Below are 24808 nucleotides of genomic sequence, written 5' to 3'. Positions count from 1 at the left end.
ACGCAAGCGCCCTGCGGATAAAATCGGTCGGAGCAGACATGTAGCTACGTAAGTGTTGCCCAAGTGCCGCAGAACTTTGGGCTTGGCAGGGAAACCGTCCCTCATCGCAAACAATGCATTGCACAGATCACGTTGCATTCATATTGTCTTGCACGACAACGCCGCATCAAGCGACGGAAAATGACAACGCCCAACGGCGAGATGGAGGAGAAAAATGCCTAAAATCAAGACGACAGCTTCGTTTAGGCCACTGTTGGTGGGCAGCGTCGGCTTGCTGGCTTTGACTGCTGGTCCCGCCTGGGCACAAACCACGACCGATGAAAGCGAATTGAATTCGGCCAACGACATTATCGTCACTGCACAGCGCCGCGCCGAACGGCTTGAAAGTGTCCCTGTCGCAATCGTTGCGCTTACGGCGGACATTCTGCAGCAGTCGGGCGTGCAGCGCATGACCGACATCGGCCAGATCGCAACCGGTGTACAGATCAACCGTGGCGGATCGTTCACCCAGCCCGCGATTCGCGGGATTTCCACCCTCACACTTGGTTACGGGTTCGAAAACAATACGGCCGTCTATGTTGACGGATTTTATCAGCCGGACATGGTGACCATCAATGGCGATCTGGCGAATTTGGCGAGTGTCCAGGTTCTGAAGGGGCCGCAGGGCACACTTTATGGCCGTAACGCAACCGCTGGCGCGATTGTCATGGAAACGCTCGCACCTTCGCAGGAAACGATTGGTCGGGCGCAGGTATCCTACGGTCGCTTCAACGATATTCGTGCCCAAGCCTATGTTTCCGTGCCGCTGAGCGAAAAGCTCGCGTTCAGCCTTGCTGGGTATTACCGCAAGAGCGACGGTTACATCCGCGACATCGGCACTGATCCGGTTTCCAAGGCTGACGACCGGGACGCGGCACCGCTGCAGAATGAATCCTTTCGGGCCAAACTGCTCTACACTCCGACAGACACGCTCGACATAACGCTCGGCTTCAATCACGGCAGGGTCGAAGATTCGCGCGGGACGACATATACGATCAACAAATATGCGTTTGCCGTGCCGGCATCCCCGCCGCGTGCAAGCGCGCGCGATACGTCGTCATCGTCGTTTCTTGCAGACAGTTCCGCCAAGGCTGATGAATTTACCGGAAAGATCGCTCTTGAAACGGGAATCGGCACGCTGACTTCCTATACCGGCTATGCAAAGCGGCTCAGTTTTTCGGTTTTTGATTTCGACGGCAGCAAGCCGGTAATCACGCAGTCTGCGAATACGTCGATCCACCAGCGGACTTTCCAGCAGACATTGGACTATGCCATTGACGCGATCGACAATCTCAATCTGATCGTTGGTGGTTTCTACTACAACGACAAGATGGATTTCGGCGATGGCGGTGCCCGAAGCTACACCGGAAGCTTTGACGCGGCGGGTCTGCAAAATTCACAGTTCGTATTCCTGACGTCCAAAGCCTATGCGTTTTACGGGGATGCGACCTACCAGTTCGGTGAAAAGCTGTTTTTCACAGCTGGCCTTCGTTACAGCGATGAAAAGCGGACGATCCGTTATTTCGTTGTGCCCGGCGTCAATCCCGTTGTTGCGCCGCCTGCCCAGAATGCAGCCAATTTTTCGTCGGCGACGCCTCGCGCCGTGCTGCGGTACGAAATCGCGCCACGGACGAGCATTTATGCATCTTTCTCAAAGGGCTTCCGATCGGGTGTTTTCAACCCCACTGTAGTTGCATCGCCTGCATTCGTATTGCCGATCAAGCCTGAAAAGCTGACCGCCTATGAGGTTGGCTTCAAAACCGCATCTTCCACCTTCCGTTTCGATGCTGCAGCGTACTACTACGATTTTCGTGACCTCCAGGTTGGCGTGACCATCCCCAGCCCGGTCAATGCCAATGCGGTGATCCAGCTCATCAGCAACGCAAAGCGGGCAGAATCATACGGTATTGAAGCACAGGCCACATACACACCGACCGAAGATCTGAGCATCCGAGCGGGCGCATCCTATACCCACGGACGCTATACCGACTTCAAGAATGCAACCGGCAACGGTTTGAATGAAGCAACGCAGCGGAACATTTCCGGTCAGGTGCAGGACTGGACCGGACAACAAATGGCGCGCGCGCCTTCGTTTACCGGGAACCTTGGCATAAACTATGAAATGGACATGGCGGGCGGTCGGCTCGCGCTTTCCGGCAATGCCAGCTACACGTCTTCGTTTGTGGTATCCAACCCATCGCTGTTTGGACCTCGTGGCCCAGCGGGCTTGGCCAACAAGCAGCGATATCGGCAAAAGGGCTATGGAATTGCGAACGCCCAGATCAACTGGACTGATCCAAGCGACCACGTAACAATTGGCGCTTATGCTGATAATATCACCAACACGCGTTACAATTTCGTGCTGTCGGGTGGACTGTTCGGCGACTATGCGCAGGGCAATGAACCTGTCACTTATGGTGTGCGTGCCGGGTTCAAATTCTGATCGGCTATAAATGTGACTACCCGGATAATAAAATGATCCGGGTAGTCCAAGCCTTCTGCCAGCGTGGTTGCACCGTCAATGGCTATAAGACACAACCTGTTTGACAGGTACTGACATCTGGGAATGTCATCCCATCGGCCAAGGGGTGGAAGTGTCCGTCTGAATTCAATCCGCTGGTCTTGACCATCAATGCAAGCGAAAAGCCTGAAGACAGGGATATGGCATGACGACCAAGCGTGATGAATGGGCAAGATCATGGCCTCTGCCCCTGATCGCGATGCTCGGCATTACCGGCCCTGCAGCCTATGCCTATACCGGCGGCATATTCATGGGCGAAATGACCCGTGAATTTGGTTGGACGAAGACGGAATTTTCCACGGCGATGACGCTACAAATGGTGATCGGCCTGATCGTCGGGCCGGTGGCTGCGCGGGTGCTTGACCGGATCGGATCGCGCCGGATGCTTCTGGCTGGTGTCGTGCCGTTCGCGCTGGGCCTTGCCATGCTCAGCCTGGCTACCGGCGCCGTGTGGCAATGGTGGATGCTGGCAGCCCTATATGCACTCACGCATTTCGGCGTCGGTTCTGCGTCATGGATCAATGGCGTCGTGCAGAGCTTCGATGCCGCGCGCGGGATGGCTATTGCGGTGTGCCTGACAGGCATCGGACTTGCGACCGTGGGCTGGCCCTTGATCGCAGCCGAACTGGTTGAAGCGTTTGGCTGGCGCATGGCCTATCCCGCCATGGCTTCAATATGGCTGGTTATCATCCTGCCGCTGGTGTTCCTGTATTATCGCCCCGTTCCGCGCAAGGACGCGGCGCATGGCGGGCCGGTTCCCCCGATTGGTCCGGCGGTAAAGACGCGCACATTCTGGTTCCTTGTCTGTGCAGGCGGGCTGTTTTCCAGTGTGCAGTTCGGCCTGATCGTCCACTTGTTCCCAACGGTACGCCTGCAGGGCCTGGACATGACAACTGCGGCCAGCATGGTCAGCATAACCGGCGTGTTTTCAATCCTGGGACGTTTGGGAACGGGCGCTCTGCTTGACCGGATGCCAACCAAGCCGCTGGCCATTTTTGCGTTTCTGCTGCCGCTGGTGGTCATGGGCCTGTTTGCCACAGCCGATGGCTCATTGCCGATGCTGATGGCCGCATCGGCCTTGCTTGGGTTTGCCGCAGGGTCCGAGATCGATGTCGTCGCCTATCTGTGCTCGCGCCGCTTTGACCAGCGCATCTTTGGCACTGTTTACACGCTGTTCCAGATGACCTTTGCGGTCAGTTCCAGCGTGGGGCCGTTGCTGGCAAGCTGGCAGTTCGACAGTTCGGGAAGCTACCTTGGTTATTATGCGATTGCTGGCACGATGATCGTAAGCGCTAGCATCCTGATCGCATTTCTGCCACCACCGCCAAAGGCCGTTACCACCTAATGACCAGCGGCGTTGCTGCGCCTGCAATTAATGCTTTGCACGATGTGCATTTTGATCCTCGTCAAAGCCGTGGATCGTTTGTCTCCTAAGATTGGGTAATAGCCGAGGGTCACCACCTCCGGTCGGTCCAATTGTTTACGGAGATGATCATGTCCAGCCAGCCTTCGGCCAACAACCGTGGATATGCCGGCCTGCCTATTCCCTTTGGCTGGTTTGCCGTTGCCATGTCTGATGAAATTGCCGCCGGTGATGTTCGGACGATGAAGTATTTCGGCAAAGAATTCGTGATGTGGCGCGGCGAAGATGAACAGCTTCGGGCAGTTGATCCCTATTGCCCGCACCTTGGTGCGCATCTGGGCGTCAACAGCAACGTCGAAGGCAATGATCTGCGCTGCCCGTTCCACCACTGGACCTTCAACGGCGAAGGCGGTGTGACCGGCATCCCTTATACCAAGGTGATTGCCCCTTCAATGAAGCGGTCCTGCCTGCCTTCTTGGCCAGTGCAGGAATCGGCAGGTGTGGTCTACGTTTGGTATCACCCGCGCAAAGAAGCCCCGAAGTGGGAACTGGCGCAACTGCCGCGCTGTATCGAGGATGGTGCGGACATTGGCGATTGGGTGCCGGCCGGTCGCCACGAATGGGTCATCGACATCCACATTCAGGAAATTACCGAAAACGGGCAGGATCACGCCCACTTTGCCGCCGTCCACGGAGTTCCCGGTGCGCCCTCGGCCGAATTCAAGCTTGATGGCTGGCAGCGCCGCAACATGGTGGTGGCTGAAATGAACACCCCGCGCGGCCCGATGACCGGCACGATCGACATTACCGCAGTCGGCCCAGGCCAGTCGATCACCGAGTACACTGATGTGACGCATGTGCTGCAGGTGCAGCAAGCCACACCGATTGATGCAGAGCACACCCAGATCCGCTGGCAATTGTACCATGCCCCCGGCATCAGTGACGGCCGGATGCGGGTAGCGCAGGCCCGGATGCGCGATCTTGCCAAGCAGATCGAGCAGGACATTCCGATCTGGAACCAGAAGGTCTTTCTGGAAAAACCGCTGCTGGTTCAAGGTGATGGGCCGCTGCTGGCCTATCGTCGGCAATACGCCAAATTCTATGCCGATCCGGTCGCTGTCGAGAATACCGCAGTCGCAGCCGAATAGCCGGCACAACTTCAACATATACGCACCGCAAAAATTCAGGAAGGCCACGATCATGGGCGCCACGCAGAGCGAACATACCGTACCCCAGTTGCCGGAACACCGCCCCGGCATCTTGCAGGATCTGATGAAGGAGGAAGCGCAGCTTGATGCGCGCCTTGCCGAACTGGACGTGCAGCCGCTGCTGCTGGTTTACGGCCACCTGACCGAAGATACGGCAACGCTGGAACGGTTTGCCCCGTTCATTCAGGGCGCATGGGGTTTTGAAGAAACCGTGCCCGAAGAAATGAAGGCCGATCTGCGCGCCAAATTGATCGCCACGCTCAAGGATTATGCGTCCAGCAACCGTCCGCTGCCGCCTGCGCCTTCGCGCGAATTGCTGGGCAAGATGGTGGATGTGGCGGTGGGCCGCCATGTGCCCGATACGTATTATGACATGATCTATGACGAGCTGAACTTTGACGGCAAGGACGCCAAGACGGTCAAGTGGCGCAAAACCCCGTCTCCGGCACGGCTGGCCAGCCTGAAAGTGCTGGTCATTGGTGCCGGTTTTTCAGGCATCGCGCTTGGCGCAAAGCTGAAAGAGGCCGGATACGACTACACGATCATCGAAAAGAACGACAACGTCGGCGGCACCTGGTACGAAAACACCTATCCCGGCATTGCGGTGGATACGCCCAACCACTTCTATTCCTATTCCTTCCGGATGGAGCCGAATTGGGACCACTATTTCGCCCGTGGCGATGAAATCCAGAATTACATCCAGAAGTGCTACGCCGAAATGGCGATTGCCGACCGGGTGCGGTTTGAACAGGAAGTCGTCTCGTGCGTCTGGGATCGCGATCTGGCGGTGTGGAGCGTGACCGTTCGCCAGAAGGACGGATCGACCTATACCGAGGCGTTCAACGCAGTCATCAGCGCTGCCGGATTGCTCAACATCCCGTCCTATCCTAGCATCCCCGGCCTCGACAGCTTCAAGGGGCCATGCTTCCACGGCGCACGCTGGGACCATACGGTTGACCTGAAGGGCAAGACCGTGGCGATGATCGGCACCGGCGCTTCGGGTATGCAGATCGGCCCGGCCATCGCGCCCGAAGTTGGCAAGCTGGTGGTGTTCCAGCGTTCGCCGCACTGGGTCCGCCCCAATCCGCTGATCTTCAAGAAAGTGTCACCGGCCTGGAAGTGGGCGCTGGCCAACATTCCCTATTACAACAAGTGGTATCGCTTCCTGCTGCTGTGGGCCACGGCTGACGGTCTGCTGCCGCAAATGCGCCGCGATCCGAACTGGGCCAACCCGCTTTCGCTCAACGCCGAAAACCAGCGCAACCGTGATTGGCTTGAAGCCAATATCCGCGAACAGGTGAACGGCGACGAGGACCTGATCGCCAAGGTGACGCCAAAGTTCCCGCCTTATGGCAAGCGCATGTTGCGCGATGGCGGCTTCCTGAAATGCCTGACGCGCGACAATGTCGAACTGGTGACAGGCCCGATCCAGAAGGTCACGCCCGATGGCCTGGTGGACGAACACGGTGTGGAACACAAAGCCGACATTCTGGTGCTTGCCACCGGATACAAGGCGCAGTGCCCTCTCACCCCGATCGAAGTCATTGGCACAAACGGCAGCATCCGCGATCATTGGGGCGAGGATGATCCCCGCGCGCATCTGGGCATCACCGCGCCCGATTTCCCCAACCTGTTCATGATCTATGGCCCGAACACCAATCTGGGCCACGGCGGTTCGGCCCTGTTCCATTCGGAATGCCAGATCCGTTATATCATGCAGGCCTTGCGCGAGATGGTCGAAAACAATGTCGACGTGATCGATGTTAAACGCGAACCGTTCGAGGAATACAACCGCAAGCTCGATGCTGAATTCGAAGGCATGGTGTGGATGCACCCCGGCGTCACCAGTTGGTACAAGAACGCCAAGGGCCGCGTCGTCACCAATTCCCCGTGGGCGTTGAGCGTCTATCACAGCCTTACCGCTGAATTTGATCCGGCAGAGTTCGCGATGAGCAAGGCCAAAGCCGAAGCCTGATCGCATTTGTAAAGCAACAAGCGCCGGCAAAGCACATAGCTTTGTCGGCGTTTTTTTTTTGTGCGCGCGCCGTTTGTGGACGGGCACTCGCGAATATCCCCCTTTACCACGTGCGGCGTCGCTGATATTGAAGTCTACAAGTGTAGACACAAGAGGATGCCAAGGATGTCGGACCAGAGCGCGCAAGCCACGGTTGCGCAGTTTTCCGCCAAGTATGAAGCTGAAAGGCAGCGCCGCTTGCGCGCCGACGGACCGGCCCAGTACAAAGCCTTCGAAGGCCAGTTCGAAGCGTTTGACAAAGACCCCTATGCTGATCCCGATTTCCAGCGTGATGCCATTACCGAAGATACAGACGTTGCCGTAATTGGCGGCGGCATCAGTGGGTTGCTCACCGCCGTGAACTTGCGCAAGCAGGGCGTCAGCGCATTCCGGGTGATTGACCGTGCGGGCGATTTTGGGGGCACATGGTACTGGAGCCGCTACCCTGGCGCTGCTTGCGATGTTGAATCCTATATCTACATGCCGCTGTTGGAAGAGACCGGCTATATCCCGACCGAAAAGTACGCCAAGGGCCCCGAAATCTTTGCGCATTTTCAGCGCATTGCCCGGCAATTCGATCTTTACCCCCACGGCCTTTTCCAGACGGTGGTCAAGGATTTGCGCTGGGACGACAAGGCCAGTCGCTGGATCGTGAAGACGGATCGCGGCGATGTGATCCGCGCCCGCTTTGTCGTCACGGCAGGCGGCATTCTGCACAAGGCCAAGCTGCCCGGCATCCCCGGCATGGAAACTTTCAAGGGCACGAGCTTTCACACCGGACGGTGGGATTATGCCTATACTGGTGGCAGCCCGACCGAACCGTTGACCGGCCTTGCCGACAAGCGCGTTGCGATCATCGGCACCGGCGCAACCGGCGTCCAGATCATCCCCAAGCTGGCGCAATCGGCCCAGCATCTCTTTGTTTTCCAGCGCACGCCCACCAATGTGGGTGTCCGCGCCAACCGGCCCACCGATCCTGAATGGGCCAAATCCCTGAAGCCGGGTTGGCAGAAAGAGCGGATCGAGAATTTCACCAGAATCGTCACCGGCCAGACGGCTGATGCCGATATGGTCAATGACGGCTTTTCGCGCATTTTCCGTGAAAACCCCAATGCCATGGGGCTGGCGACCGACGAGGAAAAACTTCTCGATTTTCAGGCCATGGAGGAAATCCGCGCCCGCATTGACGAAGTGGTCGAAGACAAGCGCACCGCCGAACTGCTGAAGCCTTGGTATTACCAGATGTGCAAGCGTCCGTGCTTCCACGATGAATACCTGCCCACGTTCAACCGCCCCAATGTCACGCTGGTCGATACCGCGGGCAAAGGAGTTGAGCGTATTACAGAGGACGCGATTGTCGTCGACGGTGTGTCCTATCCCGTCGACTGCATTATCTATGCGTCGGGCTACGAAGTGGGTGCGACTTATACCAGCCGAATGGGCTTCGAAATATATGGACGGAACGGCACCAGCCTGACCGAAGCATGGTCCGAAGGGCCAGGTACATTGCACGGCATGACGATCAGGGGTTTTCCGAACCTGCTGAACATCCACACCCTGCAAGGCGGCATCGCCATCAACTTTGCGCACCTGTTGACCGAACTTGCCGCCCACGCCGGATGGCTGCTGGGTCATTGCGTCAAGAACGGAATTGTCGAGATCGAACCCACTGCCGAGGCGCAGGAGGCGTGGTTCCACACCTTGCTGGGCAGCCTTGGTACGCAACCACAATTTTTTGCTGCTTGCACGCCAGCCTATCAGAACAACGAAGGCAAGATGGAGATGAGCCCCGCTGCCATCCGCTCCATTCCCTTCTTCGGGCCAACGCTCGATTTTCTGAAGATCCTCGAAGACTGGCGCGATGCGGGGGCTTTGGCCGGTCTTGATGTCCGCAAGGGCTGAAGCAACAATACGATTAGGCAGGAGAATATCGACGTGGCTGAACAGGAATTTGGCGGCAAGATCGTGATCGTTACCGGCGCTGCATCAGGGCTGGGTCGGGCAACCGCGCGGGCCTTTGCTGCCGCCGGGGCAATGCTGGTGCTGGCAGACCGCGATGCATCGGGCCTTGATGCCACCCGCGCCGAACTCGAAGCGGCAGGCAACACCGTGACCGCGGTGCCAACGGACATTTCCGATGCCGGAGCATGTCTGGCGCTGGGCCCTGCTGCCATCGCCGCCTTTGGCCGGATCGACGTGGTGTGCAACGTGGCAGGCGCGTTCCGGTTCGATCACGCCAGCCAGATCACGCCCGATGTGTGGGACATGATCCACAGCGTAAACGTGCGCGGCCCGTTCTTCATTATCCAGGGCGCCATGCCGCACCTGCTGGAAAGCGCGGGCACCGTCGTCAACGTGGCAAGCGCATCAGCGTTTCTGGGCCATGCTTACCTTACGCATTATGCATCCAGCAAAGCCGCGCTGGTCAACATGACAAAATCACTGGCGATGGAATATATGCAATCGCCGGTACGGATAAATGCCATCGCGCCGGGCGGCATCAACACCGCGATGACCGCCACGCCTTCAATTCCCGATGGCATAGATTTCCAGCTGTTGGCGCGCTATTCGCCGCTGCGTGGATCATCGGAACCCGAAGATCTGACGGACCTGATCCTGATGCTGGCAGGCCCGCGCGGCAAATCAATCCACGGCGCTTGCATCAATGCCGACCGTGGCATCACCGCCGGGTAAGCCCAATTCGCCCCACAACCCGCCCGGTAGGACAGCATTGATCTATCGTGATTGTTCAAATAATGCACATTCGTTGGAGCATTTATTTGAGCTTGATTCGGTCGCAAATTTCAATGGTTATCACCACGTTGTGCTGATAGCCCATTGGGCCGCATCAACGGGAAGAGGGACCAGAAGTCATGAAATTCACAATGGATATCCCCGTTGGCGTCACCACTCCTGGTGAATTCCAGACGGCTGAGGCCGTGAAGGTCATGGCGCAGGCTTTCGAAGCGGCTGGCGTTGATGCATGCTATGTCACTGATCATCCAGCACCATCTGCAGAATGGCTGCATGCCAACGGCCACGACGCGCTTGATCCGTTCACCGCACTGTCGTTTGTGGCAGCCAACACCACCAAGCTGATGCTGCACACCAACATTCTGGTGATGGCTTACCGTAGCCCGTTCGTCACCGCAAAGGCTGCAGCCACGCTGCAAGTCCTGTCGGGCGGCCGCTTCATCCTGGGGGCAGGAGCGGGTTACCAGAAGGTCGAATTTGACGCTCTGGGCGTTGACTTCCACAAGCGCGGCAAGCTGTTCGACGAAGCCATCGATACCATCCACATGGCGTGGAACGGCGGCGTCGTGGTCAAGGAAGGCATGGGCTTCAATGCTGTCGGCAACGAACCGCGCCCTGTTCCATCGCCAAAGCCTCCCATCTGGATCGGCGGCGGCAGCCCCGCAGCGGTCAAGCGCGCGGCCCTGCGCGGTGACGGTTGGAGCCCGTTCTTTGCAGCGCCAACAATGACCGCAGCCAATCAGGAATCGGGCATCCACACGATTGAGCAGTTGGCCGAAAACATCGTCAAGGCACAGGAAATGCGCGCCGAAGCAGGCCGCACGGGCCAGTTCGATGTTGCCATCGGCACGCGCGCCAAACTTGATTTCAAGACGCGCGCCACTGCTGATGCTTACATCGAAGAAGTGCACAAGCTGGCCGATGTGGGCGTGACGTGGATCATGATCGAAGCCCCGCACCCAAGCCGTGCCGCTTTCCTTGAAAACGTGCAGTGGTTTGGCGAAGAGGTTATCGCCCGCGTTTAAGCCCGCGCGCGCCCGCGCCAGTCGCGGGTTTCGATCGAAGGAAGCCGAATGATGGGTTTTGCGGGCATGACTGCCGGCGCGATACTTCAGGATCTGGAAGCGATACCGCTTGCAGACCTGATGGCGCGTGCCGAACAGGCCACGCTTGCCCATCATGGTGCGCTGGTCACATATTCGCGCAAGGTGTTCATCCCGCTGACGCAATTGTGCCGCGATGTTTGCCATTACTGCACATTTGCCACCACGCCCGGCAAGATTGGCAAGGCCTATCTCAGCCGCGACGAAGTGCTGGCAATCGCCCGTGCAGGACAAGCCGCCGGTTGCCGCGAGGCCTTGTTCACATTGGGGGATCGCCCCGAAGACCGCTATCAGGCCGCGCGCGATGGTCTGGCGGCCCTGGGCCACGAATCCACGCTGTCCTATGTCCGCGAAATGGCCGAGGCGGTTCTGGCCGAAACCGGCCTGCTGCCGCATCTGAACCCCGGCATCATGGCCGACGCCGATTACGCGATGCTGCGGCCCTATGCGGCGTCGATGGGCTTGATGCTGGAAACCGTTTCGGACCGGCTGGCACAAAAGGGCGGCCCGCATTTCGGATCGCCGGACAAAGTCCCTGCGGTGCGGCTTGAAACGCTGGAAGCTGCCGGTCGGGCCAAGGTTCCGTTCACCACCGGATTGCTGATCGGGATCGGCGAAACCCGCCTGGAACGCATTGAAACACTACTGGCCATCCGTGACAGCCATGCCCGCCACGGCCATGTGCAGGAAGTGATCGTCCAGAATTTCAAAGCCAAGGCCGGTACGCGGATGGCAGGTCATCCCGAACCTGGGCTTGACGATCATTTGTGGACCATCGCCGCAGCGCGGATGATCCTGGGCCCGGCGATGACCATTCAGGCACCGCCAAACCTTCATGCCCCTGACGAGCTGGCAGCCTTGCTGGCCGCAGGTGTCAATGACTGGGGCGGCGTTTCACCTGTCACGCCAGATCACGTCAATCCAGAAGCGCCCTGGCCACATCTTGGCACTTTGGCAAAAGCGACAGCCGCTGCTGGCCGCGTGTTGGTTGAACGACTGGCCATTGGCCCTGCCTTTGCGCAGAATCCCAAAGCATGGCTTGACCCGGTGCTGGCCGTAAAGGTTCGCCAGCAAGTGGATGCGCGCGGCCTTCCAATCATCGAAAGCTGGCGTGCAGGCAGCGAAGAAGCGCCGCCCAGCCTGCCGGAAGCAGGACGGACCGCCATCAGTCCGGTGATCGAAGCGATCATCGCGCGCGCACAAGCAGGCACGCGGCTTGACATTGCCGAGATTGAAACGCTGTTCGCAGCTGATGGCCCCGATGTGGCCTTGATCACCTCCGCTGCCGATGCCTTGCGCGCGCAGACCGCAGGTGATGCGATCAGTTACGTCATCAACCGCAACATCAACTACACCAATATCTGTCTTTACCGCTGCACATTCTGCGCCTTTTCCAAAGGCGGCAACAAGGATCTGCGCGGGCCTGCCTATCTGATCGACGAAGCTGAAATTGCCCGTCGCTCGGCCGAAGCGGTGGAGCGCGGGGCCACTGAAGTTTGCCTGCAAGGCGGCATCCATCCCGAATTTGACGGCAACACCTATCACCGCATCCTGCGCGCCGTGCGTTCGGCCGCGCCAGACATTCATATCCACGCTTTTTCGCCGCTCGAAATCACCCATGGCGCGCAAACGCTGAACATGCCGCTGCCCGAATATATCGCATGGCTCAAGGAAGCCGGGCTTTCCACGCTGCCTGGCACCGCTGCTGAAATCCTTGTTGATGAAGTGCGTGCCATCATCTGCCCCGACAAGGTGAACACCGCGCAATGGCTGGATGTCATGCGCGCGGCCCATTCGGTTGGCGTCCGGTCAACCGCGACGATCATGTTCGGCCACGTCGACCGGTATGAGCATTGGGCAAAGCACTTGCTGGTTGTCCGCGATCTTCAGGAAGAAACCGGCGGCTTTACCGAATTCGTGCCACTGCCGTATGTCCACATGGAAGCCCCGATGTGGCGCAAGGGCCAGTCACGCTCAGGACCAAGCTTCCGTGAAGCTGTGTTGATGCATGCCATTGCGCGGCTGGTGCTGCACCCGCTGATTCCGAATATTCAAACGAGCTGGGTCAAGCTTGGCCCCGAAGGCGCGGTTGACGCTTTGCGCGCAGGCGCCAACGATCTGGGCGGGGTATTGATGGATGAATCCATCACACGCGCAGCAGGCGGCCAGAACGGCCAATTGTTCGGACCAAACCGCATGGCCGATCTTGCCGTATCTGCCGGGCGGTATATCCGCCAGCGTACAACGATTTATGGAAAGGTCGGAATTCCGGCCAGCACGACTTTGGGAGTATGTCATGTCGACTGAAAATGCGGCGACTATCGCCGTACTGGGCGGAACAGGTGATCTGGGCTCAGCCATTGCGCGGCGTCTAGCCAAGGCTGGCCGCAAGGTCATCATCGGTTCGCGCAAGGCTGAAAGTGCGCAAGCGGCTGCCGAACGTCTTGGCTTCGGCCTGACCGGCACCGATCTGGCAAGCGCGGCCAAGGCTGCGGACATCGTGTTCGTCACGGTGCCATTTTCGGCACAGGAAGCAACGCTGTCCGAGATCGCACCACACCTTTCCGGCAAGATCCTGGTCGACACCACGGTTCCACTGGTTCCACCGCGCGTGATGCGCGTGCAGTTGCCCGCAGAAGGCAGCGCAGCTGCCCGCGCGCAATCGTTCGTCGGTGACGATGTGAAGGTGGTTTCAGCCTTTCACAATGTTGCTGCACACAAGCTGATCCAGGACATCGACGTTGGCTGTGACGTGCTGGTATTCGGCGATGACAAGGCTGCGCGCGGCGAAGTGATTGAACTGGTCGAAGCTTGCGGCCTGCGCGGCATTCATGCCGGCGCGCTCGTCAATTCGGCGGCTGCAGAAGCGATGACCTCGATCCTGATTTTCCTCAACAAGACCTACAAGGTTGACGGTGCAGGCATTCAGATCACCGGCACACTGATCCAGCCAGAAGCCTGATCGCTGTTGCACGAAATGTCCCTGCCAGCATGATCGAGATTCATCCGATCACGGGAATTGGTGAAGTCCGGCCAGGTGACGACCTGGCCGCTTTGCTTTTGGCTGCCCTGAACCACAATGGCATCACCCCGCGCGCTTGTGATATTCTGGTAGTCACGCAAAAGATTGTCTCCAAGGCGCAAGGCCGCTTCGTGTCTTTGGCCGACGTCGTTCCGGGCGATGAGGCCATGCGGCTGGCCGAATTGACGCGCAAGGAACCGCGCCTTGTCGAACTGGTCCTGCGCGAAGCCGACGGCGTTGTCCGGGCAGCACCACATGTGCTGATCACCCGCCACCGGCTCGGTCATGTCATGGCAAACAGCGGGGTTGACCGCTCCAACATCGGCAATGGTGAAGATGACCGCGCACTGCTTCTGCCGGTTGATCCTGATGGCACCGCCGCGCAACTTTGTGCGCAATTGGGGCTTGCGGTTGTCATATCCGACAGTTTCGGAAGGCCATGGCGCATGGGTGTGGTCGCAGTGGCCATCGGCGCTGCTGGCTTGCCCGCGTTGATTGACCGGCGCGGCGAGATTGACCGCGATGGCCGCATACTTGAAGTGACTCAGGTGGCCCTTGCCGACATGATTGCCACTGCTGCCAATCTGGTCACGGGCGAGGGCGCAGAAGGCATTCCTGCCGCACTTGTCCGCGGTTACCCCCTTTCTGAAGGAAACCGTCCTGCCAAAGACCTCGTCCGTCCGGCGGCTGAGGATTTGTTTCGATGAGTGGCACTGTAGTACTGACCGGCGGAGTAGGCGGCGCCAAATTGGTGCTGGGCCTGCTCAACACGGTGGACCCGTCATATGTTACAGCCATCGTCAACGTGGGTGATGATTTCCGCCACCTTGGGCTGCACATTTCGCCCGATATAGACACGCTGCTTTACACCCTGTCCGGCAAAGCCAACGCAGCCCAAGGCTGGGGACGGCAGGACGAAACCTGGTCATTGCTGACCACCTTGAAGGAACTTGGTGGCGAAGACTGGTTCCTTTTGGGCGACCATGACATGGCAGTGCACGTTTTGCGCACCCATATGCTGGCACAAGGCCAAACCTTGGCCGAAGTCACGCGCCATGTGGCCAGTAAGTGGGGCATTGCCGCCACAATCTTTCCAGCCAGCAATGATCCCGTCGCCACTTTGATCGACAGCGACGAAGACACCTTGGAGTTTCAGCGATATTTCGTGGAAAAGCGCTGCGCTCCGGCGGTCCGGGCTGTCCGCTTCTCAGGGGCTGAAACCGCAGCACCTGCCGATGGTGTTATCGAAGCCATCCATGCTGCCGATGCCGTGCTGATCGCGCCATCAAACCCTTGGCTCAGCGTTGATCCGGTACTGGCCATTCCCGGCATCCGCGCAGCATTGCAGCAATGCAGCGCGCCTGTGGTGGCGGTATCACCATTGATTGGCGGAAAAGCCGTGAAGGGGCCAACCGCAAAGCTGATGGGCGAATTGGGGCTGGCCATCAGCAACACCGCCATTGCCGAACACTATCGCGGCCTGATTGACGGCCTGCTGATTGACGAGGGCGATGAATGTGACGGGCAGGAATTAAGCATTGGCCGTACCGCAACTTTGATGAGCACGCTGGACGACAAGGTGCGCGTAGCCAAAGCCGCATTGGCGCTTGCCGCGCGGCTGGCATGACCGGCTGGACGGCCATCGTGCCCTTGAAGCTTGGCACGGATCAGAAGTCTCGGCTTTCGCAGCATATGTCAGCCGAATCGCGCCGCGAACTGGGCATGGCCATGGCCGCCCATGTCATCACTGAATTACGCGAAGTTGATGCCATTGCCGAGGTGATCGTCCTGACGCAGGGCATCGTCGACCACTGGCCGGTCCGCCGCGTCGAAGACAAAGGCCGTGGTTTGAACGCCGAACTTCAGGACGCCGCGACAAGCGTTGCGGGGGGCGTTCTGGTCATTCATGGTGATTTGCCGCTTGTCGCTGCACCTGATATTCAGGCAATGCTTGCCAAAGCCGAACATTGCGGTTGCGCCATCGCGCCGGACCGGCACGGCACCGGTACCAATGCGCTGGCGTTGCACACGCTGCCCGTTGGCTTTTGTTTTGCCTTTGGACCCGGCAGTTTTGCCCTGCATCAGCAGCGCTTGCCCGCAGAGCTTGCGATCATGACCAACCACGGGCTGAATATCGACATCGATACAAAGGATGATCTGGACGCCGCCATCGCATGGGGATTTGATCCCGGCGCAGGCCAATTGCTCCCGTAGCCAGCCAGACCCACTACCAGAACCAAACCAGCAGGAGAGAGACGTGGCCCTTTACACAACCATTCACCTTCACAATGTCCCCGCCGACAAAATGGCAGACTATGCGGCCTGGTTTGATGGGCCGCATCGCGAAGCCCTTGCACGGTTGCGCGGCTTCAAGGCTGCCGATCGTTTTGAAATCACTGAACAGCAACTGGGTGACGCATTCCAGCCTTGGCAGTTTTTGAGCGTCTATGATTTCGATTATACGACGCCCGAAATCGATCTGCCCGCGCTGGGCCCGCTTCTGGCCGATGCCCGCGATGCCGGATTGATCACCCCGAACGAGAGTGAACGCATCCACAGCTATCGTCTTTACGGTGACTGGAAGGGCAGCCCCAACTGGCAGCGCGACAAGCCGCTTTCCGGTGTCAGTGTGCTTTTGGGCAATTACGTTGCGGGCCGTTTTGAAGAATATCAGACGTGGTATGAAAACGTGCACAGCGTTGAAGTGGCCAACGTTCCGGGCCACGTTGCCATGAAGCGCGGCGAATTGTCCAACTTGCAAGTTGAGCCGCGCTGCTATTGCCCCGGCGATCAATTGGTGATGACCGCCCAGCAGACTGATGATCTGGCATTCACCATCGGTGACTTTGTAGCCCGCGCCTTGGGCCATTCGCCCAGCGGTATTGCCATGGAGCCAAGGTCAAGTGCAGGGTCGCTTGCCCGCACGGTGCACTATTTCAAGAAGATCAGCGGCACGCAATTCTGGGACGGCGGAATTGCCTATGGTGGCGATTTGTCGGTCTATCCCGACAAGGCTTGACGCCCGAATGACTGGATGCAGGGGCAGAGGTGCCCCTGCATTCAGAAATCCACTTTGCCAACAGCCGCACGATAAGGTGCGCGCGCCAGCCATAGCAGCAAGGCCGCCAATGGGCCGGTAATGGCAATGGTCGATGCCATTGAACTGCCCAAAGCCGCATCGCTGGCAAATACGTGGTCGGTAAAGCTGGCCACGATGGTCGGGCCAAAGCCCATGCCAAACAGGCTGAGACAGAACAGGTAAATCGCAGATACTTGCCCGCGCATCTGATTGGGCGTGATTTCCTGCAACGCCGCCACTGCGCTGCCCCACGGCATTGCACAGCCAAACAGGAATACCGCAAACAGCAACAAGGCTGATGTTGCCGTGCCTGCAAGGCTGGCAGCAATCCCGGACGGCATCGCCACAGCGACCGCCAGAAGACCGATGAGCAGGTTTGCGTCCATGACGCCGCGCGCACGCAAACGCGTGGCAATTGATCCGCCAAGGATGATGCCGCAGGTGCCGCTGACAATCGTGATCAGGCCATATGGCAGGCTGACTTCACTGGCAGTCCAGCCAAACGTCCTGATAAAGTGCGTCGGAATCCAGGCAATTGCCCCGTTCCACATGATGCCGCTGATCGCATAACCCAGGATCAGCAGGCTGTACGCCGATTTCTGTTTCGCCATATGCCGGCGCACTTCGGCAAAATTGGCCTGCGCCCCGGCTTTGACGTCGGTGCGCACTGGTTCACGCATGGTCAAAACCCACAATGCCACCAGCAATCCGGGCAAGCCGACCAGCACGAACAGGCTTTGCCATGCTTCGAGGCGTCCCAACACTGGCAGAGTCAGCGGGGTCATCATCGCAATCAATGCGCCGCCCGCCATCGTGGCAATCCCGCCGCCCACATACGCCGCGCTGATATAGAGGCTGAGCGCGCGGGGCCTTTGATGCGGTGGGAAATAGTCACCGATCATCGAATAGGCACCGGGCGAAAGGGCGGCTTCACCCACGCCCACGCCAATGCGCGCAATGAACAGTTGAACGAAGCTTTTGGACAAACCGCAGAGCGCGGTCATCACGCTCCACACCGCAATGCCGATTGCAATGATCGTGGTGCGTTTGCGGCTGTCTACCAGGCGCCCGATCGGGATGCCCATGACCGAATAGAACAGCGCAAAGGCAAAGCCATGCAGCAGGCTCAATTCAAAATCGCTGATCTTCAATGTGGCGCGGATCGGCCCTACGAGCAAAGTCAGGATCTGACGGTCAATGAACGAGAACGTATAGGCGATGATCAGGACACCGACGACGTACCACGCATAAGGCTCGGCATTGGCACGACCGGCCGCACTCGCCAAGGTTTGGTCCTGCGCCATCCTGTCCCCCCGAAAACTTGGGCTTGTGCCCGATTAGAGCGCGATAACTTGCCCGCGTTCGGACGATTCGTCGATGGCATCAAGCAGGCGCGTCAACCGAACAGCGCGATCAAAGTCTGGCACGGTGCGTGAACCGCTGCGGATGTCTTTGGCAAAACGTGCCCACACTTCGGCGACATTGATCGAAGGCTGGACGACATTGCTGACCGTCGCTGGCAGTTGCGCTGCAGATTCCGGTGTGGTGGTCACGGTAAGCGGCCCGACCTGATAGCCGCCGGGGTGGCCACCATTGATCGACAGCGTCCCGTTCGTTCCGCGCAGTTCAAACTGGAACGGCACGTCAACCACACCTCCAACCACTTCAAGCGAAGAGATGCAGCCGCTTTCATGTTTACCAAATGTCAGCAAGTGATCAGCGCACGTGCGTTTGACCACTTCATTGCTGCCCATCAGCGTCATTTCGTCGCGCAGAATGCTGGCGCGCGCGCTGACCTCGGTAAAGCTGCCGATGATCGCTTCAATGGCCGCCAACGTGTGTCCGCCTGCAATGGTGGAAAGCGTTGCGCCATTGGCCTTGTCCTGCAGGTAGGCGTAGTTTGGCGGTGAAACCGCACCCCAGCCACCAGTTGGCGAAACAACGCGCAACGAAAGCGGGCGACCGATGACGCCATCCTTAACCAGTTGCGCCGCATGACGCACGGCCCAGCTGTTTGCGCCTTGCAGCCCGATGGCTACGTGCACGCCTGCTTTGCGCGCGGCATCGGCCATTTCCTTTGCTTCGGCCAGATCACGACCCAGCGGCCATTCGCAATAGACGTGCTTTCCCGCCGCAATTGCTGCCAGCACAATGGCGCGGTGTTCCGGCACTTTTACCGTGACGGCTACAATATCGACGTCGGGATCGCGCGTAAGCTCAAGCGAGTCGTCATAGGCCTTGGCCGCGCCGAACATCGCCATGGCACCATCTGCAATGTCCTGCGTCCGCGCTGAAACCGCGTGGACCACAAGATCGGGCAGGGCGTTTATCGCGCCAAGGTGCGCATCCTTGGCCCAACCGCGTTCAGCATTTGCACCGGCTAAGCCGATGCGCAATGGCGCAGCGCTCATCGTGCCCTCGGCAACGACAGGACGCGATCGGCGATGTTTTCACGCTGGATTTCGTTGGTTCCGCCAGAGATCGAGAAGATCCAGCTCCACAGGAAATCATAGGTCCACGGATGGGCGCTGCGATCACCGTTGAATTCGAGGAAGTCCCAGCCCATCATCTCGCCCACGACTTCGCTCAACGCCTTGTGCGTATTGGTGACGAGCAGCTTCATCATCGACCCCTTGGGGCCGGGCTGTCCGGTCCGGTCGGTTTCGGCAATGTCGGCCAATGTCATCGCGCGGATGGCCATGGCATCGGACTTCAACGAAGCCAGTTTTTGCGCAATGGCGGAATCATCAATTGCCAGCGTGCCATCATCAAACCGAAGCTTTCCGGCAAGATCGACCGCGCGGCCGACACGCTCATACAGCTCAAGCTGGTCACCGATGAAGCCAAGCCCGCGTTCAAACGAAAGCGTCGCCAATGCGGTGGACCAGCCTTGGCCGATTTCGCCGACGACATTGGCAATCGGAATGCGTACTTCGTCATAGAACACGGTGTTGATGTGTTCATCGCCCAGCATCGTGCGGATCGGTTTGATGTCGATTCCGGGCGTTTTCATGTCGCAGATGACCCACGTCAGGCCTTTGTGACGCTGCGAATCCGGATCGGTGCGGATCAGCAATTCTTGATAATCACCGTGCTGCGCATCGGTGGTCCACATCTTCGCCCCGGTGACCACAATGTCATCGCCATCAACAACGCCGCGGGTCTTCAAGGAGGCGAGGTCTGATCCGGCGTTGGGTTCCGAGAACCCCTGGCACCAGAGCGATTCACCCGACAGGATGCGGGGAAGGTGGAACGCCTTTTGTTCATCCGTGCCGCGTGCAATCAGGGTGGGACCAGCATGCATCATCGCAACGTAAGTGGTGTTGATGTAATGTGGTGCACGGGCGCGGGCCAGTTCCTCGTACCAGAGAACCTGTTGCAAACCGGAAAGACCAAGGCCTCCAAATTCCTTGGGCCAGGACACGCCGGCCCAGCCATGGTCATAAAGCTTGCGCTGCCAATCGCGGTCAAATGTCGCCGAAGCGTGCCCGTGTGCGGGGCGGGCTTCGGCGGGAACATTGGCCGAAAGCCAAGCCCGCGCCTTGGCCCTGAACTCACGATCCTGTTCGGAGTATTGCAGGTCCATATCAGTCTTCCAGTTCGGCGTGGAGCAGGCGGGCCAATATTTCCCGTCGGCCACCAAAAAGCTTCGCCAGCACGAGCGAATGCTTCATATAGAGGTGCGCGTGGTGTTCATCGGTTACGCCGATGCCGCCATGAAGCTGAATGTTGGAATCCGTGTTGGCAAGCGCTGCAACATTGGCCTGATGCTTTGCCGCATCCAGATGGACCCCGGCATCAAGTGAGCCTTCCTTGATTGCCGTTGCCGCATACCACAATTGCGATCTTGCTGCTTCAAGCCGCACGGCCATATCGGCGCAAGGGTGGCGTACGGCCTGCCATGAACCGATCTTCTTGCCAAAAGTTTCGCGCACTTTGGCGTATTCGACAATCTGTTCAAGCGACGCTTCGGAAATGCCGACCAATTGGGCCGCAGTGGCCAATTGTCCCATCATCCACACATGATCGCCAGCGCGCGTAGCGACAACCGGACAGCCGGCAGGAACAACAGCCATGGACAGCGCCAGATCGAGCGACGATTTTGCGCTGACTTGCGCGCCCTGCAAATCCAGGAGGCACGCCTCATTGCGCGTGACCTGCAAAGCATAGCGCGCAGCAGGCGAACCGAGTAGGCGAAGGCTATCGCCATCGACAATGGCCAGAGAAACGCCAACCGCGCCGCTGGTGATTTGCGCGCGCAGATCAGCGTCGGCGACAGTCATTGCTGCAAGACACTGCGCCATGACTTCGACCGGACCACACTGGCGGCCTACTTCGCGGAAGAACAGCGCGTGTTCGATGGCCGAAAGGCCGCTGCCACCATCCGCTTCAGGTAGGGCAAGTGCGTACCAGCCCATGTCGCCAAGTGCGTTGCGTACATCATCTTTCAGATCAGCAGGGTTTGCAGCATGCAACCGATCAATCGGCATTGCATCTGCAAGGTATTCTGCAGCCGCGCTGGCGATTGCTAGTTCTTCATCATCAGGTACGAGATACATGGCGCCCCCACACCCCAAACGTTAATTCATATGTCATCATTTCGGCCATTTGCCATAGTGCGAACTTGCTTTATCCAACCGTTCGGAAAAAATGCAACAGCATAATTGCATTGTGATCAACATTGCGGTGATTGCGCAATGCTGCAGGTTTCATGCCCCCGGTATGTCATGATGCCAATACAGTGTCTTGCAAGCCGCAAACGCCGGGGTTTGTTGCAAAAACGCCGCCATTGGCAGCGGCCCCTGGCAGATCCGGTTTGATCAGCATTTGCGTTGACGTAACGTACAATGTTTTCAGATCCGGCCCACCGAACGCAGGCTTTGTCGGATTGGAACAAGGCACCTCGATCACCCTGTCAAGCTGGCCATCGGGTGTGTAGCGCCGCACCGTTCCGGTTGCGACCACCGCCAGCCAATAGCCGCCTTCAGCATCGACGGTGGCCCCGTCAATGTGTCCGTCTCCAGGTGCAAGCGTAATGAAAGGGCGCCGGTTCGATACTGCGCCGGTCTGCGCATCAAGATCGAATGCCTCCACCGTACGGCTGGGGGTATTGGCGCAATACAGCGTCTTGCCATCGGGGCTGAATGCCAAGCCGTTGGACACCGACACATTCGGTATGGCCGGAATAAGCGTATCTCCATCCAGCCTGAACCATGCGCCGCCTGCAGCATTGCGATCTGCTGGAAAGCCGTGGTCAAACGAGCCGACCCAGAAACGCCCCTGACGGTCACAGTGGCATTCGTGCAGGGTCACGTGGCCTGAATGCGAAACCGGCGCAAGGGCGCGCAAGTGCAGCGCCGATGTCGCAGGATCGAAGTCATAGACACCATCAGCCAGCGCCACGAGCAGGCCGCCATTTGCCTTGTGCACAAAACCGCCGACGCGGGATGCGAACGGCCATATGCGGTGCTCGCCCGATGCTGGATTCCAACGGTGGATTGCTGGGGGATTTTCACAGTTGACCCACCACAGCGTCTGATCGGGCACCGACCAGATTGGCGATTCACCAAGATGATTCCTGGCATCAAATGCAAGTGTCACGCCTGCCATGTCACAGTGCCCCTCCGGCATTGGGAAATGCTATTACCCTTGTGCATTGTGCTAAGATCACGCTACGAACGAGTCAACCTGAACAACCGGCCTGAGCAACGGGCCTTGATCTTGTGGCCTGCGCTGCAGGCCTGCACGATGGGAAAATGAGAGAGGATACGCCGTTGAGCCGGATGGACCGTGAAACGTTGGACAAGACCGTTTTTCCGGTTGTGGCCACCATCGCCACCCGATTTGACGATGTGGATGTTCAGGGCCACATCAACAACGCCGCTGTTCCGGTCATCCTTCAGGAAGCCAGAGTAGAGTTCAACAAGGCCATTGATCTGCCGGCCCTGATCGGAACGATGCGCCCCCTGATTGCCGGTCTGACGATCGAATATGCTGCAGAACTGTTGTATCCGGGAAATGTTGAAATCGGTTCGGTTGTCTCGCGGATCGGACGCACATCCTTTACCATCCAGCAGACTGCCCGCCAGAACGGACAGGTGGCAATTTATGCTGAAACGACGCTGGTGGTTGCTGATGAAAATGGTGCAGCGCCGCTGCCTGAAGGATTACGCAAAAACCTGAACCGGATATTGCTCGGTCAGGCAACACAGGAACCGCATGGCCATGTCTGAAGACCATATTCTGGATCGCTTCTTCAATTCGATGCAGGGTTGCCGCACCGATATTGTGCGCGAATGCTTGACCGAAGATGCAATTGTTTGGCACAGTTTTGACAGGGTGGCGATGACGCCTGATGACGTGGTCAAATCATGGGAGGCGATTGCTGCGCGTTACACTGAAACCAGTGTGACCGACATACGTCGCCAGACCACGCCAACCGGGTTTGTGCAGCAGCATTTGTTCGTTGTGCGCGCAGGCGATGGCCCGCGCAAGGCTTGGCCGGTTTGCGTCGTGGTGCAGATTGCCGATGGTCGCATTGCGCGGCTTGACGAATATATCGACCTGTCCGGCGGATTCGAACCTGCCGAGGGCGATCTCGTAACGCCGGGGCTCTGAGCGCGGAACCGGCCTGACCGGTTGGATGTTCCCACCCGGTCAGGCCAGTTATTATTGCGTCAGGGCGCTCGCAAAGGTTGCGTCCGGCCCCATGCGTTCAGCCGCGATGCGTTCCTGCACAGTTTCAAATTGCTGCGCTTGTGTGCCCCAGGCATAGTTCAGCGAGAATGCCCGCTTCAGGTAGAAGTGCAGATCCACTTCCCATGTCATGCCCATGGCACCATGCGCCTGAACCGACATGCGCGAAGCAATATCGGCCGCAGCACCTGCAGCAATCTTGGCATGTGCAACCCGAGCACGCGCGGGCAGCGTGCCCAGTGGCAGCTCTGCCGCGGCGGCATGAACCACGGGGCGGGCAAATTCGACTTTGACTTGTGCAGAGGCGATCATGTGCTTTATGGCCTGCGTGGTGCCGATTGGCTTGCCAAACTGCACGCGGTCCTTGGCGTAGGAGACTGCAAGATCAATGCAGCGCTGGGCAAGGCCGATCATTTCCGCAGCGGCCAATAGTGCACCACGTTCTGCCGTATCGCCCCAGCCTTCGCCCACAAGCGTAGTGGCAGATGGCGTCCACGATACGGTGAACAGACGGCGGAAGGGATCAAAGCTTTCGGCGCGCGTGATCGTTACTGCATCGGCTGTGACAAGATGGATGTCATCGCCATCCGCCAGCAGAAACGCATCGGCGCTATCGGCATTGGCGACAAACGGGTTGATCGGGTGGCCAACCACGACCACCGCACCTGCCAGCACTTTGTCAAGCCAGCCACGATTGTCTTCCAACCGTGCCAACAGCGGCACGACAATCCCGGCCTGTTCGATCAGGGGTTCAGGCAGTCCGACGTATCCTGCAGCTTCAGCAATGCCGATCAGGTCGACCAGACCCATGCCCAAACCGCCTGCATCTTCAGGCGCAAGAAGGGCGATAAGGCCCATTTCAGCGATGGTGGCCCAGCGGGCATCATCGCGCGGAGACGCGGCTTCAAGCTGCTTGCGCAGATCGGCAGGTGTGCAGGTCTCGACCAGCATTTCGCGGGCGGCCTGTGTGATCGTCAATTGATCTTCGGTAAATGCGAATTGCATTGCG

21 protein-coding genes are annotated in these 24808 nt (G+C 58.6%); 15 read left to right on the top strand and 6 right to left on the bottom strand.

Annotated elements, in window-relative coordinates; genetic code table 11:
* Positions 1–214: 214 nt before the first annotated feature.
* The 13 genes from RM192_RS17630 (at position 215) to RM192_RS17570 (ending at position 17043) form a co-directional block, all read left to right on the top strand.
* Entirely contained in the window at positions 215–2482 is a 2268-nt protein-coding gene (locus tag RM192_RS17630) for a TonB-dependent receptor (RefSeq protein WP_311508953.1), read from the top strand.
* Between the two features lie 223 nt (positions 2483–2705).
* Positions 2706–3905: an MFS transporter gene (locus tag RM192_RS17625; RefSeq protein ID WP_311508952.1), complete on the top strand. Its 1200-nt coding sequence runs from the start codon at positions 2706–2708 to the stop codon at positions 3903–3905.
* 149 nt (positions 3906–4054) lie between these two features.
* The gene (locus RM192_RS17620; protein ID WP_311508951.1) at positions 4055–5071 is read left to right on the top strand and encodes a Rieske 2Fe-2S domain-containing protein; all 1017 of its coding nucleotides are present in this window, start codon (positions 4055–4057) and stop codon (positions 5069–5071) included.
* Between the two features lie 52 nt (positions 5072–5123).
* Positions 5124–7106 carry an NAD(P)/FAD-dependent oxidoreductase gene (locus tag RM192_RS17615; protein ID WP_311508950.1) on the top strand — a complete coding sequence of 661 codons (1983 nt, stop codon included), beginning with the start codon at positions 5124–5126 and terminating at the stop codon, positions 7104–7106.
* Positions 7107–7271: 165 nt separating this feature from the next.
* A complete protein-coding gene (locus RM192_RS17610) occupies positions 7272–9047 on the top strand; it encodes an NAD(P)/FAD-dependent oxidoreductase (RefSeq protein WP_311508949.1) in 1776 nt (591 codons plus the stop codon).
* A 33-nt stretch (positions 9048–9080) separates the two neighbouring features.
* The gene (locus RM192_RS17605; RefSeq protein WP_311508948.1) at positions 9081–9839 is read left to right on the top strand and encodes an SDR family oxidoreductase; all 759 of its coding nucleotides are present in this window, start codon (positions 9081–9083) and stop codon (positions 9837–9839) included.
* A gap of 179 nt (positions 9840–10018) precedes the next feature.
* Positions 10019–10924, top strand: a complete 906-nt coding sequence (locus RM192_RS17600) for a TIGR03619 family F420-dependent LLM class oxidoreductase (protein WP_311508946.1) — start codon at positions 10019–10021, stop codon at positions 10922–10924.
* 51 nt (positions 10925–10975) lie between these two features.
* Complete coding sequence (cofH, locus tag RM192_RS17595; protein WP_311509234.1) at positions 10976–13309, top strand: 5-amino-6-(D-ribitylamino)uracil--L-tyrosine 4-hydroxyphenyl transferase CofH; 2334 nt, start codon at positions 10976–10978, stop codon at positions 13307–13309.
* Entirely contained in the window at positions 13299–13964 is a 666-nt protein-coding gene (gene npdG / locus RM192_RS17590) for an NADPH-dependent F420 reductase (RefSeq protein WP_311508945.1), read from the top strand. Before cofH ends, npdG begins: the two co-directional genes overlap by 11 nt.
* Positions 13965–13993: 29 nt before the next feature.
* Positions 13994–14731 carry a coenzyme F420-0:L-glutamate ligase gene (gene cofE / locus RM192_RS17585; RefSeq protein WP_311508944.1) on the top strand — a complete coding sequence of 246 codons (738 nt, stop codon included), beginning with the start codon at positions 13994–13996 and terminating at the stop codon, positions 14729–14731.
* On the top strand, positions 14728–15651 hold the full coding sequence (gene cofD / locus RM192_RS17580; RefSeq protein ID WP_311508942.1) for a 2-phospho-L-lactate transferase: 924 nt from the start codon (positions 14728–14730) through the stop codon (positions 15649–15651). The genes cofE and cofD overlap by 4 nt, the downstream gene beginning before the upstream one ends.
* Positions 15648–16238 carry a 2-phospho-L-lactate guanylyltransferase gene (gene cofC, locus RM192_RS17575; protein ID WP_311508940.1) on the top strand — a complete coding sequence of 197 codons (591 nt, stop codon included), beginning with the start codon at positions 15648–15650 and terminating at the stop codon, positions 16236–16238. Before cofD ends, cofC begins: the two co-directional genes overlap by 4 nt.
* A gap of 43 nt (positions 16239–16281) precedes the next feature.
* Positions 16282–17043 carry a hypothetical protein gene (locus RM192_RS17570; protein ID WP_311508939.1) on the top strand — a complete coding sequence of 254 codons (762 nt, stop codon included), beginning with the start codon at positions 16282–16284 and terminating at the stop codon, positions 17041–17043.
* 41 nt (positions 17044–17084) lie between these two features.
* Here RM192_RS17570 and RM192_RS17565 read toward each other — a convergent pair whose 3' ends face one another.
* From RM192_RS17565 to RM192_RS17545, 5 genes are all read right to left on the bottom strand, one after another.
* Positions 17085–18407 carry an MFS transporter gene (locus RM192_RS17565; protein WP_311508938.1) on the bottom strand — a complete coding sequence of 441 codons (1323 nt, stop codon included), beginning with the start codon at positions 18405–18407 and terminating at the stop codon, positions 17085–17087.
* Positions 18408–18440: 33 nt separating this feature from the next.
* Complete coding sequence (locus RM192_RS17560; RefSeq protein WP_311508937.1) at positions 18441–19514, bottom strand: Gfo/Idh/MocA family oxidoreductase; 1074 nt, start codon at positions 19512–19514, stop codon at positions 18441–18443.
* Positions 19511–20689, bottom strand: coding sequence for an acyl-CoA dehydrogenase family protein (locus tag RM192_RS17555; protein ID WP_311508936.1), 1179 nt, complete (start codon positions 20687–20689; stop codon positions 19511–19513). Before RM192_RS17555 ends, RM192_RS17560 begins: the two co-directional genes overlap by 4 nt.
* 1 nt (position 20690) lies before the next feature.
* The gene (locus RM192_RS17550) at positions 20691–21662 is read right to left on the bottom strand and encodes an acyl-CoA dehydrogenase family protein (protein WP_311508935.1); all 972 of its coding nucleotides are present in this window, start codon (positions 21660–21662) and stop codon (positions 20691–20693) included.
* A gap of 166 nt (positions 21663–21828) precedes the next feature.
* Positions 21829–22713 carry an SMP-30/gluconolactonase/LRE family protein gene (locus tag RM192_RS17545; protein ID WP_311508934.1) on the bottom strand — a complete coding sequence of 295 codons (885 nt, stop codon included), beginning with the start codon at positions 22711–22713 and terminating at the stop codon, positions 21829–21831.
* A 146-nt stretch (positions 22714–22859) separates the two neighbouring features.
* Between RM192_RS17545 and RM192_RS17540 the strand changes: the two genes are divergently transcribed.
* Positions 22860–23336 (top strand): thioesterase family protein, encoded by a 477-nt coding sequence (locus tag RM192_RS17540; RefSeq protein ID WP_311508933.1) that lies wholly within the window; start codon positions 22860–22862, stop codon positions 23334–23336.
* Positions 23329–23721 carry a nuclear transport factor 2 family protein gene (locus RM192_RS17535; RefSeq protein ID WP_311508932.1) on the top strand — a complete coding sequence of 131 codons (393 nt, stop codon included), beginning with the start codon at positions 23329–23331 and terminating at the stop codon, positions 23719–23721. Before RM192_RS17540 ends, RM192_RS17535 begins: the two co-directional genes overlap by 8 nt.
* Before the next feature lie 51 nt (positions 23722–23772).
* Here RM192_RS17535 and RM192_RS17530 read toward each other — a convergent pair whose 3' ends face one another.
* Positions 23773–24804, bottom strand: a complete 1032-nt coding sequence (locus RM192_RS17530) for an acyl-CoA dehydrogenase family protein (protein ID WP_311508931.1) — start codon at positions 24802–24804, stop codon at positions 23773–23775.
* Between the last annotated feature and the right edge of the window lie 4 nt (positions 24805–24808).

This window comes from Novosphingobium sp. MMS21-SN21R (assembly GCF_031846015.1).
Classification (GTDB): Bacteria; Pseudomonadota; Alphaproteobacteria; order Sphingomonadales; family Sphingomonadaceae; genus Novosphingobium.
The sequence above is the reverse complement of the archived record's forward strand: the minus strand, read 5'-3'. Positions and strand labels throughout refer to the sequence as shown.

Coding starts and splice junctions, on each gene's coding strand:
- RM192_RS17630 (WP_311508953.1), top strand. CDS start 215: ATGCCTAAAATCAAGACGACAGCTTCGTTTAGGCCACTGTTGGTGGGC.
- RM192_RS17625 (WP_311508952.1), top strand. CDS start 2,706: ATGACGACCAAGCGTGATGAATGGGCAAGATCATGGCCTCTGCCCCTG.
- RM192_RS17620 (WP_311508951.1), top strand. CDS start 4,055: ATGTCCAGCCAGCCTTCGGCCAACAACCGTGGATATGCCGGCCTGCCT.
- RM192_RS17615 (WP_311508950.1), top strand. CDS start 5,124: ATGGGCGCCACGCAGAGCGAACATACCGTACCCCAGTTGCCGGAACAC.
- RM192_RS17610 (WP_311508949.1), top strand. CDS start 7,272: ATGTCGGACCAGAGCGCGCAAGCCACGGTTGCGCAGTTTTCCGCCAAG.
- RM192_RS17600 (WP_311508946.1), top strand. CDS start 10,019: ATGAAATTCACAATGGATATCCCCGTTGGCGTCACCACTCCTGGTGAA.
- cofH (WP_311509234.1), top strand. CDS start 10,976: ATGGGTTTTGCGGGCATGACTGCCGGCGCGATACTTCAGGATCTGGAA.
- npdG (WP_311508945.1), top strand. CDS start 13,299: ATGTCGACTGAAAATGCGGCGACTATCGCCGTACTGGGCGGAACAGGT.
- cofE (WP_311508944.1), top strand. CDS start 13,994: ATGATCGAGATTCATCCGATCACGGGAATTGGTGAAGTCCGGCCAGGT.
- cofD (WP_311508942.1), top strand. CDS start 14,728: ATGAGTGGCACTGTAGTACTGACCGGCGGAGTAGGCGGCGCCAAATTG.
- cofC (WP_311508940.1), top strand. CDS start 15,648: ATGACCGGCTGGACGGCCATCGTGCCCTTGAAGCTTGGCACGGATCAG.
- RM192_RS17565 (WP_311508938.1), bottom strand. CDS start 18,407: ATGGCGCAGGACCAAACCTTGGCGAGTGCGGCCGGTCGTGCCAATGCC.
- RM192_RS17560 (WP_311508937.1), bottom strand. CDS start 19,514: ATGAGCGCTGCGCCATTGCGCATCGGCTTAGCCGGTGCAAATGCTGAA.
- RM192_RS17555 (WP_311508936.1), bottom strand. CDS start 20,689: ATGGACCTGCAATACTCCGAACAGGATCGTGAGTTCAGGGCCAAGGCG.
- RM192_RS17550 (WP_311508935.1), bottom strand. CDS start 21,662: ATGTATCTCGTACCTGATGATGAAGAACTAGCAATCGCCAGCGCGGCT.
- RM192_RS17545 (WP_311508934.1), bottom strand. CDS start 22,713: ATGGCAGGCGTGACACTTGCATTTGATGCCAGGAATCATCTTGGTGAA.
- RM192_RS17540 (WP_311508933.1), top strand. CDS start 22,860: ATGAGAGAGGATACGCCGTTGAGCCGGATGGACCGTGAAACGTTGGAC.
- RM192_RS17535 (WP_311508932.1), top strand. CDS start 23,329: ATGTCTGAAGACCATATTCTGGATCGCTTCTTCAATTCGATGCAGGGT.
- RM192_RS17530 (WP_311508931.1), bottom strand. CDS start 24,804: ATGCAATTCGCATTTACCGAAGATCAATTGACGATCACACAGGCCGCC.